The organism is Paenibacillus sp. FSL F4-0087, assembly GCF_038020215.1.
GTDB classification, from domain to species: Bacteria; Bacillota; Bacilli; order Paenibacillales; family Paenibacillaceae; genus Paenibacillus; species Paenibacillus taichungensis.
Genome location: NZ_JBBODJ010000001.1, coordinates 4,164,722 through 4,181,685, shown reverse-complemented (window position 1 = coordinate 4,181,685; position 16,964 = coordinate 4,164,722). Strand labels below are relative to the sequence as shown.

The following is a 16,964-nucleotide window of genomic DNA, read 5'->3' as shown; positions in this document are numbered from 1 at the left end:
CCTTCTTACGCTTTGATTGCTTCGATAGTTACTTTTGTATACGGTTGACGGTGACCTTGCTTCACATGGTAGTTCTTTTTAGGTTTGTATTTGTATACAACAACCTTTTGTCCTTTGCCATGTTTCTCCACTTTAGCCGTTACAGTTGCTCCGGAAACCAATGGTGTACCTGCTGTCAAACCTTGATCGTTAGATACAGCCAGGACACGGTCGAACGTTACGCTTTCGCCATCGTTCGCAGTCAATTTCTCGATGAACAGAACATCGCCCTCTTGGACTTTGTACTGTTTGCCACCTGTTTCAATAATTGCGTACATTTGCCTTGCACCTCCTCATGTCTCAGACTCGCCCGGTCTCAGGTGACAGTGTCCTTGCGGAACTGTTCTTGTACCCGGCCAGTGCGGTTACAGCATGTGCAAGACCAATAGGCTAAACACATACCTGATGATTATACCACCAACCATACTAAAAATCAATGCAACGGCGAAATATATCTTTTGCCTGTCCCATGACAGGAAGAACACGGCTCCACGTAAGGGAGCGTGCTCTCTTCTCGTACCTTCTTACGGGTAAGTTCGAGCAACCCCAGCTTGGTCCAACCCATCACAAAAGCCTTGGTTCGATCCTTCTTGAGTTCATTTTCCAGCGTTGCCGCAACTTCATGCCGATTCATCGCTTCCTCCATATCAATGAAGTCCACAATAATCATGCCGCCGATATCCCGAAGACGCATTAAACGGGCGATCTCAACCGCTGCCTGCATGTTCGTTTCCGTTACGGTCTCTTCCAGACTGTCACCGCCTGCTCCCGTGTACTTGCCTGTATTGACATCGACTACAGTGAGCGCCTCGGTATGATCAATGACAATATAGCCGCCACCAGGCAGCCATACCTTACGGGCGAAATCCCTGTTCAACTGCTCCTGCACTCTATAAGCAGCAAAAATTGATTCTTCTCCCCTGTACACCTGTACTTTAGGTTGATGGCCTGGACAGATTTCCTCCAGCAAAGCACTCAATTCACGGGCTTGTGCTTCATTATCCGTTATGACTTCATCACTGCCAGGCGTATACACATCACGAATGATCCGCTGAACCATACTGTGGTCTCGATGCAGCAGGCTTGGTGAAGGCAAACTATCCGCTTTTTCACGAATCAGACGCCATTGCTCACGTAATGTTTCCAGGTCGGCCTGAATAGCTTCCCTCTGTTCCTCTGCGGATACGGTTCGTATGATAAGCCCCTCTTCGTTCCGTCTCAGCTGTTCACCCAACGTTTTGAGGCGGGATCGATCACCCTCACGGGCAATTTTTTTGGAGACGGCCACATAATCCGCTAAAGGCATGTAGACAAGCCAGCGGCCCGGCAGCGAATAATGAGTCGTCACCCGGGCTCCCTTGCTTCCTACTGGCTCCTTCAGGACCTGGACGATTACATCCTGACCTGGACGAAGCAGCTCCGAAATTGAAGGCTTCACTTTGGGTTGTTTCTCCAGATTGGGATGCAACACATCGTCCACATACAGAAAAGCATTCTTTTTCTGACCGATATCCACAAAAGCAGCTTGCATACCTGGTAACACGTTCACTACCCGTCCTTTGAAATACGAACCCAGCAGTCCACGCTCGCGTGTACGCTCTGCCATGAATTCTACAGCTTTGCCTTCTTCCAGAAGCGCCATTTGCATGAGGTTATGTTCATTATGTACAATCATTTGTTTCATGGCTTCACCTCTAGAAGACAATTCAATTCATCCACATCCATTCTGTATCTTTGCATACTCATTGTACATGTATTAACCCAATTCAGGACATATCCACCAAGATGCTACAACTTATCCGTGTCTTGTTTGAAATAAGAACCGATGATTCGCTGCTCGGGCAAAACAGCCATGATTCTTCCCTGTCTATTCATCACATATATCATATGGTATCTTTCTCTCTTTAATAGACGCAAAATAGTCTCCAAAGGTTTCGCCGGAAATGAGATAATCGGCTGCGCCAAACTACCTGTAGCTGCATGTCGGGTGAATGCACTTTCACGATTCATTAGAAATCGGATAAAACGGTATGGAATATTTCGGTAATCCGTCACATTGGAATAGAACAGAAAAATTCCGACCAACAGAATATTTAAAGGCAGCCCGTAATCACCGGTAAACCACCGACCGATGGCAACCAAGATAACCCCTGCACTACACAGAATGCTGATTCTGTAAGTCCACATCAATGTCGTATAGTAGGGAGCAGCAAGACTAACGAGTGCCTGTACAATTTTACCGCCATCCAGCGGCAACACCGGTAGCAGGTTAAATAGGGCAATCAGCAGATTCCCCTGTATAATATAATCCAAAAAAAGCGGGTCTCCCAGGTTCCCGTACTTCAGCAACAAAACAACTCCAACCATGAGCATATTTTGAAAGGGACCTGCCAAAGCGATAATAATCTCCCGGCGGGCTGTAATATTCCCGGCATCTTCAATAACGGCGACGCCGCCAAAAGGAAGCATCTGTATCGAAAGGACACGGCAGCCCAGAAGGGCTGCCGCTGCAGCATGTCCACATTCATGAATAAAAACGATGGCAAACAACGTAATGAGTTCAATAAAGTTCCCGGTCAGCAGGGAAGCCATCATGATAATCACAAAAAAAGGATGAAACGAGATACGTACACCCCACAACCTAATCAAGGGCAACCACTTCCGCAGGGTCCACGTACTGCTCGCCCTCTTTTACAGCGAAATACAATGTGGCAGGTTGATCATTTCCAGTCTTCTTTAGGCTGCCGACCGCATCACCCGCTTCTACCCAATCATTCACCTGGACTTCACTTTCGTTCAAACGTCCGTATATGGCTGTGACTTGACCAGAGTGCTGAATTACAACCGTTGTCCCATTTTCCGGATCATCCAATACTTGAAGTACTCGTCCCGCATCTGAACTGACTACTTGAACAAGTCCCGTACCGCCAGCTTCGGGAACAATCTCAATGCCTTTCATGCTCAGTGCAAAAGGCTGAACGACGGTTCCCGAGATCGGTTTGCCGAGCAGGTGTCGAATACCTGAGCTGTTCACAGGATCGGTGGTATGTCCAAGAACAGGCAGGAATGATGGTGTTCCGCCAAAATGCCGTTCGTACCAGGCAGCAGCATAGGCAAAATCCATGTCCCGATGCAGCATATCGGCTATTACGGTTTTGGCAGGTGTCGTCCACGAAGTGTTCAACTGAAACAATCCCCAGACACCGCCAAATAATAAAATGCTAACCACCGTTCGTCCCACGAATGACTTCATCAGATTAAAACGCGGATGACCGCCAGGACCATAATGTCCGTTCTCTTTTTTCCACAGCCATTCCGGATCTCTTTCCGGTTCTGCCAACGAAGATCTTGCCGTTCGGAGATTTTCTTGTATATCCATAGACGAGAAGGGATTACGTTGCGAAGATGTACGCTTGTCGAATACCGAGCCCGATTCTCGCTGCTGCATCATTTCTTCCGTAGCCCCATCCATTAACCGCCGAATGCGTTCTTCTCTTCTCTGCTTGATTCTGAGTTTCGTATTCATGGAATGTCCTCCCGCCGAGGCTTGTTTACTACATCCTATGAGGGGCTCGTTCATAATATGAACAAGCTTCGGTTGGAAGCAAAAATAACCCCACAACGTGGAGTCCTCCTGTGAAGTACATATCCTGTTCTAAACAAGACGCCTTTAATAAAATGCTCCATAATATTCAAAAAGCCGGGCTTGAGGGCCACGGCTATCATACATGAATGTGATGAGAAAGAGCGAGTTAACCCATTCCAAAGAACTTCTTAAAACGTGTGAAAGCACCTTTTTTTTGCTCCAATTGCATCAGAGGAACGGTGTCTCCCAGAATACGACGGGCAATATTACGATAGGCAATGGCCGCAAGTGAATCCGGATTCATTACTGTGGGCTCTCCCGAGTTGGCTGCCTTAATGACAAGTTCATCATCAGGAACGATCCCGATCAGATCAATATTAAGTACTTGTAAAATACCGTCAATGTCGAGCATGTCGCCTGATTTGACCATATTGTTGCGGATACGGTTCACAACCAATTTTGGTGATTGAATGTGCGAACTCTCCAGCAAACCAATGACACGGTCCGCATCACGCACAGCCGCATTTTCTGGTGTAGTGACCACAATCGCCTGGTCAGCTCCTGCAACCGCATTTTTGAACCCCTGCTCAATTCCGGCTGGACAATCAATAATGACGTATTCAAAATCTTTTTTCAATTCGAGAATAATGTCCTTCACCTGTTCTGGTGACACAGAGTTCTTATCTCTCGTTTGTGCTGCAGGCAGCATATATAATTCTTCAAAACGTTTATCTTTGACCAAAGCCTGATTCAGTCGGCAGCGGCCGTCTGCAACGTCGCACAGATCATAAATGATCCGGTTTTCGAGTCCCATCACGACATCCAGATTGCGAAGGCCGATATCGGTATCTACCAGACAAACCTTTTTACCGAGCAGCGCCAGCGCTGTCCCGATGTTTGCCGAGGTGGTTGTTTTACCAACGCCGCCTTTACCCGAAGTGATCACGATCGCCTCTCCCATGAGCTACACTCCTTTAAACACATTAAAATCTCGGCGCAACCGAACGATATTGCTCATCTTGTCGATCTGCATCTGATTGTCCTGTAAATAAGCAAATTCCATACCGGTCTCTCGGCTCTCCCACTCATCGGGAGGACGGCTGATGATGTCAGCGATCCGCAGCTGCGTTGGTGCAAACACCGAAGCAGCAATGATCGAGTCTTCGTCCCCACCAATTCCAGCGTGAGCCATGCCTCTGAGTGAACCCAAAACATATATATCTCCGGTACACGTTACTGTGCCCCCCGGATTGATATCACCAAGAAACAGTAGATTCCCTTCATGATGAAGCACCTGACCCGAACGTACCATACCACACATAGTTACAATTGGCGGCGGCCCTTTAACCTCTGGTTTAAGGGCCGGTGAGTCTATGGAACGAATGAGCAAATTCCCTTTTTGTTTCAATATATCAAGAATTGCTTCTTTCTGGTTCTCCGTCACTTCCCGGTTGCCCAGTTTGATATCCACATGAACTATCGGTCCGGTCAAAATATTTTGATGGCTGTGTTCCAGCTTATAGCGGAGCTCGTAGAGCAATTCCTCGAATTCACATTGATCGTCCAACAGGAAAACCAGGCCGTCTCGGATGCCTTTAATCGTTACGTGATTCGATTTTACCGTCATAAGCCTGTCCCTCCCATCTCATTACATTTCGTGCCCGGGTCCCCAAGTTCCTGCTTCTCACTCCATAAATGTATCAAGAAGCTTCTTGTGCTTTGCTCTTTCTCTTACCAATTCGCTCCAGTTGTTTCCGAAGAGGAACATAAATGATCAGCGCGAACACAAAATGAATGAACAAGTTGGGAATCATGTATTCAAGCAGTGCCCAGTCAAATGTCACATGATTGAGTTGGAAGAGCTTGTACAGAAAGAATAACATGGTGTCATTCAGCAGACTTCCCAAAAGGACGACGGAAACCATAACCGGCAGTGGTGCGCGCGGCGCTTGAAAAATAAGTCCCATCATATATGCCGATAATCCCATCGAGAATCCGTATGGTCCAATCATTTCGCCGTAAAATACGACATCGTGCAAGAGTCCAAATAATATGCCAAGCACCAACGCCGTGTGCCGATGATGATATACAGCAATAAACAAAATCACGATATAGACCAGGTTGGCAGAAATACGCATTTGCCAAGCCGAAGGAATGAGCAGCGGAAGGATCGTTCCTTCAACAATGAACAAAATGAACAGTAACAGGAATAAGACTTGCTTGCGCGTTATCATTATTCTTTTACCTCAGGTGGGATAATCACAATCAGCTCTTTCCAGTCCAGAAAGCTTGCATATGGCTTAATAATCGCAGTCCGTGTCAAGCCATATTCCCCAACTTCAACCTTCTGCACTTCTCCGATACGCATGTACTTTGGAAAATTGTTGATAATCCCGGAGGAGATGATTTCATCACCCTTTTTGATATCTGAATCTTCCGAGATCTTGGTCATTTTGAGCATGCCGGTCTTTGGATCATAACTCTCAATCATACCAAACACTTTTTCTTTACCAACCGCTGTAGCTGCAATGGCATTGGAAGTAGGATCATTAGCATCCATGGATGTTAACAGGTTAACGGTTGACGTGTATGAACTGACATGACTGACAACCCCAACCAGCCCCTCTTGCGAAGTGACAGCCATTCCAGCCTTAATTCCCGCATTTTCACCAATGTCGATATTAATCGTTCTGCTGTTCGGGTCAGAGTTAGCACTGATGACCTGAGCAATTCGTGAACCGTAGTTATACCGATTCTTTTGTTCTTCGGTAAAATTGAGCGCTTTCTGGAGCTGTTCATTCACCTGCTCCATATCATTGTATTTCAGCCGATCCCGGGTATAGTGACCCATCGCAATACGAAGCTCTTCATTTTCTTGATATACCGTACGCATGTTCGCCAAATCTTTGAAAAAGCCCGCTACAGAAGAAGCGGGCTTGTAAAATACGTATTGTACAAATCCGACTGAATCCTTCAGGAATTTCTCCGGCCAGGATAGAGCGGTTCGCGGACCGAGCGTAAAGCCCATTAACGCGATAAATGTAACAAGGCCCACCAGCAAAACAAAAAGTCTTTTGTTACCCAGCAGTTTAAACAGTTCGACCACCCTCTAACATCCATTATTCTCTTCCGAGCCATGCCCGGCGGGGAGACTGTCAGACTTATAGTCCCATCGAGAATATCAGCTGATTCTCCCCGGGTATGCGGGTAATAGCTCTCCCGGGGTTAACCGGGTCCTCTTCGTTGATATCATGCTCCTTGGTCGTGAAGCGAACCAAGCAAAGCGTATATCAATTAACGTTTGGAACGAACTGCCGAACTGCTTCTGCTCTTGAACAAATGAATATTCTCAAGCGCTTTACCTGTTCCGATTGCAACGCAATCGAGCGGGTTCTCTGCTACGATAACAGGCATTCCTGTCTCACCAGCAAGCAGCTTGTCCAGATTGCGAAGCAATGCGCCGCCACCTGTGAGAACAATACCACGGTCCATAATATCTGCTGCCAGCTCAGGAGGACATTTCTCCAAGGTTACTTTTACAGCTTCAACAATGGCATTCACCGTATCCGCCAGAGCTTCGCTGATTTCATCCGAAGTAATCGTAATCGTCTTCGGCAAGCCTGTAACGAGGTCGCGTCCACGAATTTCCATTGTTTCCACTTGCTCAAGCGGCATAGCTGATCCAATATCCATCTTCAACTGCTCCGATGTACGTTCACCGATCATCAAATTATACTGGCGTTTAATGTATTGAATCACGGATTCATCCATCTCGTCACCCGCTACACGAACCGAACGGCTTGTTACAATACCACCAAGAGAGATGACAGCCACTTCCGTTGTACCACCACCAATATCGACAACCATACTACCCGTTGGTTCCCATACAGGCAGATCTGCACCAATGGCAGCTGCAAAAGGCTCTTCAATTGTATAGGCTTCACGTGCTCCAGCCTGTTTGGTTGCATCTTCAACCGCGCGTTGTTCTACTGCAGTAATCCCCGATGGTACACATACCATCACATTAGGATGACGTTGGAACATGGAGCGTTGTTTCTGCGCCTCACGGATGAAATATTTGATCATCGTTGCCGTTGTATCGAAATCGGCAATAACGCCGTCTTTCATTGGACGAATGGCACGAATGTTACCTGGTGTACGTCCAATCATTTTTTTGGCAGATTCACCTACTGCCTCAATGCTTTTTGTATCTGTCCGTATAGCGACAACCGAAGGTTCGCGCACCACAATTCCTTTTCCACGTACATAAACCAGCGTATTCGCTGTCCCCAAATCAATACCCAAATCTTTCGTAAAACCACCAAACATGACGTAATCTCCTTTTCTGCCTCATATAGCCGCCCCAGTGAATCAAGAGCGTTTCATTTTCATTCCCACCATAGTGGTGGAGCTAATATTCGCATTTGTTTTGTGTTGCATTGTTTTGCATTAGTAAAGTGAACCTATCTTCTACGGACAACGCCGTCAACATTCATAGGAAAACATCAACGCCAACCATTATATTATACTAAGCCCTTCTCCTTCAAACTTACGTACGTTCCATCTCCGATAATAATGTGATCCAGCACATCTATGCCAACAATTGCACCGGCCTCGATCAGTCTTTTGGTTATTTGGATGTCCTCTGGACTAGGCGTAGGATCACCACTGGGATGGTTGTGTGCGCACACAATAGAGGCGCTGCTGCATTTGATGGCAGCCCGGAACACTTCACGCGGATGAACAATCGAAGCGTTAAGGCTACCCATGGAGAGTGTTTCCTGGGCAATAATGTGGTTTTTGCTATTTAGGAAAAGACACACAAAGTGTTCTTTCTGCAAGTAACGCAGTTGTTCAGTAAGGATGTCGGCCGCATCACGAGGGGTACGAATTGAAGTTGACTGTGTAAGTCTGCTCTTCGCAATTCGATGACCAAGCTCAATGCTGGCTTTCAGCTGTACAGCCTTGGCCATGCCGATTCCCTTCATCGCAGTCAATTCTTCCAGGCTCAAATCCATCAACGAGCGAATTCCACCCGCTTCGGTCAGAATCCGCTGTGCCATATGCACTGCGGATTCCTGTCTTGTACCAGTTCGAAGTAAGATCGCCAGCAATTCAGCATGGCTTAAGGCGCCCGCCCCGTATTCCATCATGCGTTCTCTCGGGCGTTCTTCCTGGGGGATGTCGCGCATCATATATTGAGGCGACTCCATATATTCCCTCTTTTCAGATCGTCAATTGCGGAATTTCATGTACGTGGCAGTACATGTACGCCGAATCCATCCAGCATATCGCTAAGCAAGGACAATGGTAGGCCCACCACATTGAAATAACATCCTTCAACACGTTCTACCAACGAAGCACCAATGCCCTGAATGGCATATGATCCTGCCTTGTCCGAAGGCTCTCCAGTCTGAACATACGCACGAATCGTAGCTTCAGACAGTTCCTTCATCGTTACATCGGTCTGCCGGTACTGAACCATGGATTGTCCATTACTTGCATCGATACAAGCTACTCCCGTGAAAACACGGTGTACACGCCCCTGTAGACGAGATAACATTCGTTCAGCGTCCGCTTCGTCTACGGGTTTACCAAGAATATCACCGTCCAGAACGACAACAGTGTCACTACCAACAATAACAGCATCCTGTTCACGGCCTTCCAGCCCGCGATAAACGGCAAGCGCCTTACGCATCGCAAGCTCCTGTACCGTCTGTTCGGGAGTCCATTCCGGGGGTGTATCTTCATCAGCGTGACTTGGTATTACTTCAAAAGCTAGATGGAGTGATGCGATCAGTTCTTTACGCCGCGGCGAGGTGGAAGCCAGAATAATGCGACGCTGTTGTGTTTTATCCAAAATAACCGGCCCCTTATGCTACGGCGACATCCTGTCGGATCACGCTAGTAGATATCATTTTTTTTAGTTTCTTCGTCAAAATTCGTCATTCTCCTATAACCTGCGATACAGCCATACAGCAGCAATAATACCGATCAGACTCAGGAGGCTCATTTGAAATTGAAGTGAAATATCATAACTGATAATATCCAGATCAGCCTGCGGCGACCAACGAATGGTCGTGGCTTTCGTTAGAAAGGCAACGGCCTTTACAGGCTGCAGTGCCTTGGCGATCCACGCACCGGCCAGCCAGCCGAGCAGTAAAAACAGCAATAACATGCCGAAGTTTTTTTTCATCGGTGATCTTCCCTCGCCATTTTTTGACACCCACATTATTATACGGGGTTTTGTACGTCAATACAAACACAAATCCGGCAAGGGGAACTATTTCCAGTTCCTTGCCGGATAGGTATTTCAAGGCCGTGTTATGGGAAAGTGGTAATTACTGTTTTATCGCTTCAAGCCATTTTTTTTGCTGTAATACATATTCCATCAGATCGGACTGTACAGACCACATATGCACATTAGCCGGATTTTTGTTGTATTCGGCAATTGCCGTTACCGCACTCGCCATCGATTTTTCCATCGCGGATACATAGGGTTGTACGTCTGCACTCAAACCTGGTGCAATACTATTCAAACCGGTCAGCCAGAGCTGATGCTGATTTTGTAATGAGGTCATCGTTTCGGTTGAAACGGCTTCAGGAACGGACTGACCAAGTTGCTGGATCGAAAGGGTAGACAGTTGTTCAACCAAAGCCGCCCCGCTTGCGAAGAAATGCTGTACATCCTCTGCTTTTCCGCCGAATACTGCCGGGTTCACTTCAGGATTGACAATTTCCTTGACGTACAGCTCCACACCTTCGGCCTTAAGCCTTGAGCTGAGCAGCTTGGCCTCCTCACGGTCAGCCGAAATGCCTGCATATACCCGATTACCATCCTCCGGATCGGAGCCTGCCGCTATGCCTGCCTGGGACAGCTCCACCTTCGCCTGTTCTGCGCGTTCAGGAGAACTGAATACACCATATTGCAGTGCATAGTAGCTGCCGCCTGTAGTTGTTGCCTGAATCTGCTGTTCCGAACCTGCCACTCCCTGCTGACCTGTTACAGTCGATACCGCCTGATTGGCGGGGATCTTGCTCCCAGGATCCACGGCCCCTTCCCGATTAAAAAAAGAAAGAATAACCATGCCGAAGAGGGCCCCGGTTACAAGTGCACCCGTTACTGAACCAATCATTTTCCAGCCCCTCGGGGGACGATTTCGCTTATAAGAGTGTTCACTATTTGCAAGCCAATCATGGCCTCCATAATTCTCGTCCGACCTGTTCTCGTCCTCATCTTCGGGATACGCAGTTAGATGATTATAACTGTATCCAGGCTCATCGAGTTTCGAATCTTTGTCCGTTCTTTGGTAAGGTTCAGGTACAGTGGAGCCTGTCAGCATCGTCTCTCCCCAGTCACCGGGAATATCCTCTGGTGTCCATGAAGGCGCTGTATTCAACTGCGTTGGTGTTGGTGTTGGACTGTGCGGAATTTCTTCACTCAAAGCTGCAAATGTGCTGGATGTGGGTATCCCCTTGTTTTCAGGCTTGTCCGACTCGTTATCCCCAAAGCGAAACGTCATTCTAGCATTGCTCACCCCGTACCCTCTCCTTTGTCCCATTTATAACAGCTATATGCGGAGAGAATCTGAAACATTCCATTTCATGCAAAAAACCGCCTGCTTCGCAATGAAGTCAGACGGTTTTACAATTGTAATTAATTCAACCCTTTGGCAAGTGTATCGCCAACTTTCCAGATATCACCTGCACCCATCGTGAGCACAAGATCGCCTGGCTGAAGACGGTTCTGCAAATCTGCAACAACTTCTTCCTTTGTCGGCAGATAACGCGCAGAAGCATTGCTGTTTTGAACAATGAGTTCAACCAGTCTAGCCGAGTGAACACCTTCAATCTGTTTTTCACCCGCAGGGGAATAGATATCGGTAATGAGAACCTCATCCGCTTCTGCAAAGGCACGACTGAACGCATCAAGCAGGAAGAACGTACGTGTGTAACGCTGAGGCTGGAATACCGCAATAATACGTTTCCCCGTTGCTTTGGCCGCACTGATTGTAGCCTCAATTTCAGTCGGGTGATGAGCATAGTCATCAATAATCAACATATCACGTGCTTCACCCAGCACCTGGAATCTGCGTTTCGCTCCATGGAACTGGATAATAGCGGCTGTAATTTTCTCAAATGGAATACCTGCTTCGAGACAGGTAATAACCGTAGCCATGGCATTATAAACGTTATGTTTACCTGGGACTGACAACTCCACCGTACCCAGCACATTGCCCTGATGGCTCATCGTGAAGGAAATTCGGCGGTCGCCAAGCACGATATCTGTTGCCGTATAATCAGCAGCATAATCAATGCCGTATGTGGTTACCCGTGATTTCAGCTCAGGCAAAATGGCTTGAACATTCTCGTCGTCAGCACACACAATGGCCGTGCCTTCTGGACGAATCTGACTCAGGAACTGCACATAAGCCTTTTTGAGTTCCTCAAAATCACTGTTGTAGTTCTCAAGATGATCTGCTTCAATATTCGTTACAATACCGAGCCAAGGGTGATACTGCAAAAATGAACCGTCGCTCTCGTCTGCCTCGGCAACGACCCAGTCGCCTTGGCCTGCCTTGGCGTTGGTCCCCACGTTCATGATTTCCCCGCCAATGATGTATGTCGGGTCTGTATCACATTTATCCATAACAAGTGCAATCATGGATGACGTGGTTGTTTTGCCATGAGCACCGGCTACAGCCACACCTTTGCGCTCGTTCAGCAAACGTGCGAGCATCTGGGCGCGATGCAGAATCGGGATGTTCAACTTTTCAGCTGCCACCCGTTCCACATTATCAGCTGGAGCTGCCGTAGAGTAGACAACCAGGTCTGCCCCATTTACGTGCTCTGCCGTATGTCCGATATATATTTTCGCTCCCTTGGCTGCCAGCTTCTCGGTCAACTCCTGTGAAGCGACATCCGATCCGGTAACGGTGTACCCCATCTCAAGCATAACTCTCGCGATGGCACTCATGCCATATCCGCCAATCCCTATAAAATGAACGTGTTCCGATGTATTTAACAAAACTTTCACCAACCTTTTTCAGAATCGGTTTGATGCAAAAGGGCTGCCCGCACATCTGCAATCAGGTACAATGTGCCGGACACCACCCCCAGATCTTCCGCTTCCGTCCGTGACTTCAATAGATCAAGTGCCTTTGCCCATTCGGGCTCGACGATGATTTCCAGCTCCGGTTTCGCAATGGCGGGACGTACCCGTTCGACGAGCTGCAGCAATTTGGCTGCATCCATTTTGCGTCGGAAATCTGGCTCGGTCAGGATCAGCGTATCCACTAGTGGCAGTATATGCTGCAAATACGCTTCGTGATGCTTATTCGCCAGCATGCCCATCATCAAAATTAACTTGTTGTGAGGATATACGTCGATAATGCTCTTGGCCAGCGATTCGGCCCCCTCCGGATTATGTGCACCATCCAGAATAATGCGGGGCTGATCAACCACTTTCTCGAACCGTCCTGCCCAGAAGGCATGTTCCAGTCCAAGCGCAATATCTTCATCATCCAGCATAAATGCCATGTATTGGCGAAGCAACTCCAGTACCATAAGTGCGCCCGCTGCATTGTCGCATTGATGTACACCCTGCATGCGAATACGAGCGTCCAGATCACGGAACGGTCCTGTAAAATGAAAAGATTGTCCGTTCTCATCACTGTCCAGTCTATGATAGGAGAAACGATCTCCCGCCAGATACACGGTTGAACGCAGCCGCTCTGCCGTCTCCTGGATCACCTTCACAGCCTCTGGCTGCGTGGCACAGGTAACAACGGGTACCCCCGCCTTAATAATACCTGCCTTCTCTCCAGCAATCGCCTCAATCGTATCTCCCAGTACATCCGTATGGTCCATACCGATATTAGTAATGACCGATACCACGGGTGTAACAATATTCGTTACGTCCATCCTTCCCCCGAGCCCTGTCTCCCATACCACAATGTCCGGGTAGCACTCTTCCGCATAATACAGAAGGGCGATTGCTGTAGACACCTCAAACATCGTAGGTGATCCAAGGGGAGTTGAAGCCATCTCTTGAACCAATGGATAAAGCCGGTTTGAAAGTTTGAGCAACGTTTCTTCCGGGATATCCTCACCGTTGTACTGAAAACGGTTTGTGAATTTGGTGATATAAGGGGATGTAAACGTTCCAACATCATATCCCGCCTGAAGAAGCACTGACGTCAAAAAAGCGCAAGTCGAACCTTTGCCGTTCGTTCCCGCGACATGAATAAATTTGAGACGCTGGTGAGGATTGCCCAGCAATGACATCAATCCCTCGATTCGTTCCAATCCAGGTCGGATGCCAAAAGGAATAAGGCCATTGATCCAGTTCACAGCCTCGTCATAGGTAAGTAAAGGAGATGCTATTTCTGTCCCGTTAAGTTCCGTCATATGATTCACCTTTAGTTTGAGTTTGGTTGAAAAAAGCGGCCGGATGGCGCAGAAGCACTCCATCCGACCCGAATATATTAACCTTTCAGTTCCTTGATTCGTGCAATCACCTTATCCCGTTTATCGGAATAGTCCGCTTGCTTGGCGCGCTCTTCTTCAATAACTTTGGCAGGAGCCTTGGCAACAAAGCCTTCGTTCGCCAACTTTTTCTCCACACGGAGTACTTCGCCCTCAAGGTTCTGCAACTCTTTCTCCAGACGAGCCACTTCCTGATCAATATCAATAAGACCCGCCAGCGGCAAGTACAGCTCAGCCCCAGTAATGATAGCAGTCATTGCTTTATCCGGTGAGCTCAGATCCAGGCCGCTGTCGAACTCGGACGTATTACAGAAACGTTTGATGTAATGGCTGTTGCGTTCAATGATGCTGGATGTCTCTGCGTTGTTCGCTTTCACCATTAATTCAATTTTCTTGCTCATTGGTACGTTTACTTCTGCACGGATGTTTCGCACTGCACGAATGGTATCCATAAGCAGGTTCATCTCGGCAACCGCTTCTGGGTTCTCCAACGCAGGGTCATACACCGGCCAGGAAGCCAACGTAATCGTCTCGCCTTCATGCGGCAGATGCTGCCAGATCTCTTCCGAAATGTACGGCATGAACGGATGAATTAGGCGCATAGTCTGATCCAGCACATAAGCAAGCACCGATTGTGTTTTCTTCTTGGCAACCGGATCTTCCCCATAGAAGGACAACTTCGCAAATTCAATATACCAGTCACACAGGTCATCCCAAATAAAGTTATACAGCAAACGGCCTGTTTCTCCAAATTCATATGCTTCGATTAGACGCGTAATATCACGAGAAGTTTCGTTCAGGCGGTGCAAAATCCAGTAATCCGCTGTTCCAAGGTCTCCACTAATATCACGATCTTCATAGGTGAACCCTTCCAGATTCATCAAAGCGAAGCGCGATGCATTCCAGATTTTATTGGCAAAGTTACGAGCCTGTTCAACCCGCTCCCAGCGGAAACGGAGATCCTGACCCGGAGTGCTGCTTGTAGAGATCATGTAACGCATTGCATCTGCACCATATTTCTCAATCACATCCAACGGATCAACACCATTGCCTAGCGATTTGGACATCTTCCGTCCGTCTGCATCACGAACAAGACCGTGCATCAGCACATCCTTGAACGGAACCTCTTCCGTGAACTCCAGAGCGGTAAAGATCATACGCGCCACCCAGAAATAAATAATGTCATACCCTGTTACGAGTACACTTGTTGGGTAATAACGTTTCAGATCTTCCGTATCTTCCGGCCAGCCTAATGTAGAGAATGGCCATAATGCGGAGCTGAACCATGTATCCAGAACGTCTTCATCCTGTCTCAGCTTACGTCCAGCGTATTCTGGCAATGTTGTCGGATCTTCAGCAGATACAATAACTTCTCCAGTCTCCTCGTCGTACCAGGCAGGAATACGATGACCCCACCACAATTGACGAGAGATACACCAGTCACGAACATTCTCGATCCAGTTCAGATACGTTTTCTCAAAACGATCCGGAACAAAATGAACCCCTTCACCGCTTTGTTGCTTCTCAATCGCTTTTTCCGCGAGTGGCTTCATCTCAACAAACCACTGTGTCGACAAATACGGCTCAACGACAGCTCCTGTACGTTCGCTGTGTCCAACCTGATGCGTATGATCCTCGATGTTGATCAATACGCCCTGTTCTTGCAGGTCGGCAACAATCTGCTTACGGCAGTCGCTGCGATCCAGTCCCTGATATTTGCCTGCTTCGGCATTCATCGTACCCGTCTCATCCATCACCGTAATCTGTGGCAGATCATGACGAAGGCCCACTTCGAAGTCATTCGGATCATGAGCAGGCGTAATTTTCACGGCGCCGCTTCCGAAATCTTTATCCACATACTCATCTGCAATAACCGGAATTTCGCGTCCGATAATAGGCAGAACAAGCACCTTGCCAATCATATCTGCGTAACGCTCATCCTTCGGATGAACAGCAACTGCCGTATCTCCCAGCATCGTTTCCGGGCGAGTTGTCGCTACTGTAACATACCCACTTCCGTCTTTGAGCGGATAACGCAGATGGTACAAGTGACCCTGAACTTCTTTATATTCAACCTCAATGTCGGACAGTGCAGTCCGGTTCACCGGGTCCCAGTTAATAATTCGTTTGCCTCGATAAATGAGGCCTTTTTCATACAGTTGAACAAACACTTTACGTACAGCCTGGGATAGACCTTCGTCCAGTGTAAAACGTTCACGTGAGTAATCGAGCGACAAGCCCATTTTGCCCCATTGCTGACGAATGGTTGTTGCGTATTGATCCTTCCAGTCCCATACCTTCTCCAAGAACTTTTCGCGTCCCAGATCATAACGAGTCTGACCTTCTTCACGCAATTTCTGCTCTACTTTAGTTTGTGTAGCAATACCTGCATGGTCAGATCCCGGCAGCCACAGTGCATCATAGCCCTGCATCCGCTTGGTACGAATCAGAATATCCTGCAGTGTAAAATCGAGCGCATGCCCGATATGGAGCATTCCGGTTACGTTCGGGGGTGGAATTACAATCGTATAAGGTTCAGCATCTTTACGCTGACCCGCCTTAAAATATCCATTTTCCATCCAAGTGGAATACCATTTTTGTTCCGCAGCTTTCGGATCATATGTGGTTGGCATTTCTGTTGCAGCTGAATTTTTTTGTTCAGACATGTGTCATTCCTCCGTTACTTATTCATCATCGCCAAAAAACAAAAAAACCTTTCATCCATCAAAGGACGAAAGGTTAGCTTTCGCGGTACCACCTTTGTTTCACGCAGATAGAAAGATAAACTACCCCTTCTATACTTACGTGACACTTCAAGCAGATAACGGCTGCGACCGGCCCATCCTACCTT

16 protein-coding genes and 2 other annotated features (1 of these 18 cut by a window edge) are annotated in these 16,964 nt (G+C 47.7%); all 16 genes read right to left on the bottom strand.

Annotated elements, in window-relative coordinates:
- Positions 1 to 5: 5 nt before the first annotated feature.
- The 16 genes from rplU to MHB84_RS19180 all read right to left on the bottom strand — a co-directional run bounded on the left by rplU (position 6) and on the right by MHB84_RS19180 (position 16,779).
- Positions 6 to 317 carry a 50S ribosomal protein L21 gene (rplU, locus tag MHB84_RS19255; protein ID WP_062328098.1) on the bottom strand — a complete coding sequence of 104 codons (312 nt, stop codon included), beginning with the start codon at positions 315 to 317 and terminating at the stop codon, positions 6 to 8.
- A 14-nt stretch (positions 318 to 331) separates the two neighbouring features.
- Positions 332 to 416 (bottom strand) — a sequence feature (ribosomal protein L21 leader region).
- Positions 417 to 472: 56 nt separating this feature from the next.
- Complete coding sequence (locus MHB84_RS19250; protein WP_076290771.1) at positions 473 to 1,723, bottom strand: Rne/Rng family ribonuclease; 1,251 nt, start codon at positions 1,721 to 1,723, stop codon at positions 473 to 475.
- A gap of 104 nt (positions 1,724 to 1,827) precedes the next feature.
- On the bottom strand, positions 1,828 to 2,688 hold the full coding sequence (locus MHB84_RS19245) for a site-2 protease family protein (RefSeq protein ID WP_076290772.1): 861 nt from the start codon (positions 2,686 to 2,688) through the stop codon (positions 1,828 to 1,830).
- A complete protein-coding gene (locus tag MHB84_RS19240; RefSeq protein WP_076290773.1) occupies positions 2,681 to 3,565 on the bottom strand; it encodes a M23 family metallopeptidase in 885 nt (294 codons plus the stop codon). The genes MHB84_RS19245 and MHB84_RS19240 overlap by 8 nt, the downstream gene beginning before the upstream one ends.
- Positions 3,566 to 3,791: 226 nt before the next feature.
- On the bottom strand, positions 3,792 to 4,586 hold the full coding sequence (minD, locus tag MHB84_RS19235; RefSeq protein WP_053783092.1) for a septum site-determining protein MinD: 795 nt from the start codon (positions 4,584 to 4,586) through the stop codon (positions 3,792 to 3,794).
- A 3-nt stretch (positions 4,587 to 4,589) separates the two neighbouring features.
- Complete coding sequence (minC, locus tag MHB84_RS19230; RefSeq protein ID WP_076290774.1) at positions 4,590 to 5,252, bottom strand: septum site-determining protein MinC; 663 nt, start codon at positions 5,250 to 5,252, stop codon at positions 4,590 to 4,592.
- A gap of 73 nt (positions 5,253 to 5,325) precedes the next feature.
- Positions 5,326 to 5,859, bottom strand: coding sequence for a rod shape-determining protein MreD (locus MHB84_RS19225; RefSeq protein WP_076290775.1), 534 nt, complete (start codon positions 5,857 to 5,859; stop codon positions 5,326 to 5,328).
- A complete protein-coding gene (gene mreC / locus MHB84_RS19220; RefSeq protein WP_076290776.1) occupies positions 5,859 to 6,731 on the bottom strand; it encodes a rod shape-determining protein MreC in 873 nt (290 codons plus the stop codon). Before mreC ends, MHB84_RS19225 begins: the two co-directional genes overlap by 1 nt.
- A gap of 188 nt (positions 6,732 to 6,919) precedes the next feature.
- On the bottom strand, positions 6,920 to 7,954 hold the full coding sequence (locus MHB84_RS19215) for a rod shape-determining protein (protein ID WP_076290777.1): 1,035 nt from the start codon (positions 7,952 to 7,954) through the stop codon (positions 6,920 to 6,922).
- Between the two features lie 194 nt (positions 7,955 to 8,148).
- Positions 8,149 to 8,838 (bottom strand): RadC family protein, encoded by a 690-nt coding sequence (radC, locus tag MHB84_RS19210; RefSeq protein WP_024633970.1) that lies wholly within the window; start codon positions 8,836 to 8,838, stop codon positions 8,149 to 8,151.
- Positions 8,839 to 8,873: 35 nt separating this feature from the next.
- A complete protein-coding gene (locus MHB84_RS19205) occupies positions 8,874 to 9,485 on the bottom strand; it encodes a Maf family protein (RefSeq protein WP_076290778.1) in 612 nt (203 codons plus the stop codon).
- A gap of 93 nt (positions 9,486 to 9,578) precedes the next feature.
- Positions 9,579 to 9,821 carry a DUF4321 domain-containing protein gene (locus MHB84_RS19200; RefSeq protein ID WP_024633972.1) on the bottom strand — a complete coding sequence of 81 codons (243 nt, stop codon included), beginning with the start codon at positions 9,819 to 9,821 and terminating at the stop codon, positions 9,579 to 9,581.
- Between the two features lie 145 nt (positions 9,822 to 9,966).
- Positions 9,967 to 11,163, bottom strand: a complete 1,197-nt coding sequence (locus tag MHB84_RS19195; RefSeq protein ID WP_076290779.1) for an SPOR domain-containing protein — start codon at positions 11,161 to 11,163, stop codon at positions 9,967 to 9,969.
- A gap of 119 nt (positions 11,164 to 11,282) precedes the next feature.
- Positions 11,283 to 12,602, bottom strand: a complete 1,320-nt coding sequence (gene murC / locus MHB84_RS19190) for a UDP-N-acetylmuramate--L-alanine ligase (RefSeq protein WP_256716891.1) — start codon at positions 12,600 to 12,602, stop codon at positions 11,283 to 11,285.
- Between the two features lie 56 nt (positions 12,603 to 12,658).
- Entirely contained in the window at positions 12,659 to 14,035 is a 1,377-nt protein-coding gene (locus tag MHB84_RS19185) for a bifunctional folylpolyglutamate synthase/dihydrofolate synthase (protein ID WP_076290781.1), read from the bottom strand.
- Between the two features lie 77 nt (positions 14,036 to 14,112).
- Entirely contained in the window at positions 14,113 to 16,779 is a 2,667-nt protein-coding gene (locus tag MHB84_RS19180; protein WP_076290782.1) for a valine--tRNA ligase, read from the bottom strand.
- A gap of 58 nt (positions 16,780 to 16,837) precedes the next feature.
- Positions 16,838 to 16,964 (bottom strand) — a binding site (T-box leader); it runs 153 nt beyond the window's last position.

Bases quoted from the DNA above. Each gene is read 5' to 3' on its own strand.
- rplU (WP_062328098.1), bottom strand. From the start codon at position 317: ATGTACGCAATTATTGAAACAGGTGGCAAACAGTACAAAGTCCAAGAG.
- MHB84_RS19250 (WP_076290771.1), bottom strand. From the start codon at position 1,723: ATGAAACAAATGATTGTACATAATGAACATAACCTCATGCAAATGGCG.
- MHB84_RS19240 (WP_076290773.1), bottom strand. From the start codon at position 3,565: ATGAATACGAAACTCAGAATCAAGCAGAGAAGAGAAGAACGCATTCGG.
- minD (WP_053783092.1), bottom strand. From the start codon at position 4,586: ATGGGAGAGGCGATCGTGATCACTTCGGGTAAAGGCGGCGTTGGTAAA.
- minC (WP_076290774.1), bottom strand. From the start codon at position 5,252: ATGACGGTAAAATCGAATCACGTAACGATTAAAGGCATCCGAGACGGC.
- MHB84_RS19225 (WP_076290775.1), bottom strand. From the start codon at position 5,859: ATGATAACGCGCAAGCAAGTCTTATTCCTGTTACTGTTCATTTTGTTC.
- MHB84_RS19215 (WP_076290777.1), bottom strand. From the start codon at position 7,954: ATGTTTGGTGGTTTTACGAAAGATTTGGGTATTGATTTGGGGACAGCG.
- radC (WP_024633970.1), bottom strand. From the start codon at position 8,838: ATGGAGTCGCCTCAATATATGATGCGCGACATCCCCCAGGAAGAACGC.
- MHB84_RS19200 (WP_024633972.1), bottom strand. From the start codon at position 9,821: ATGAAAAAAAACTTCGGCATGTTATTGCTGTTTTTACTGCTCGGCTGG.
- murC (WP_256716891.1), bottom strand. From the start codon at position 12,602: ATGAGTGCCATCGCGAGAGTTATGCTTGAGATGGGGTACACCGTTACC.
- MHB84_RS19185 (WP_076290781.1), bottom strand. From the start codon at position 14,035: ATGACGGAACTTAACGGGACAGAAATAGCATCTCCTTTACTTACCTAT.
- MHB84_RS19180 (WP_076290782.1), bottom strand. From the start codon at position 16,779: ATGTCTGAACAAAAAAATTCAGCTGCAACAGAAATGCCAACCACATAT.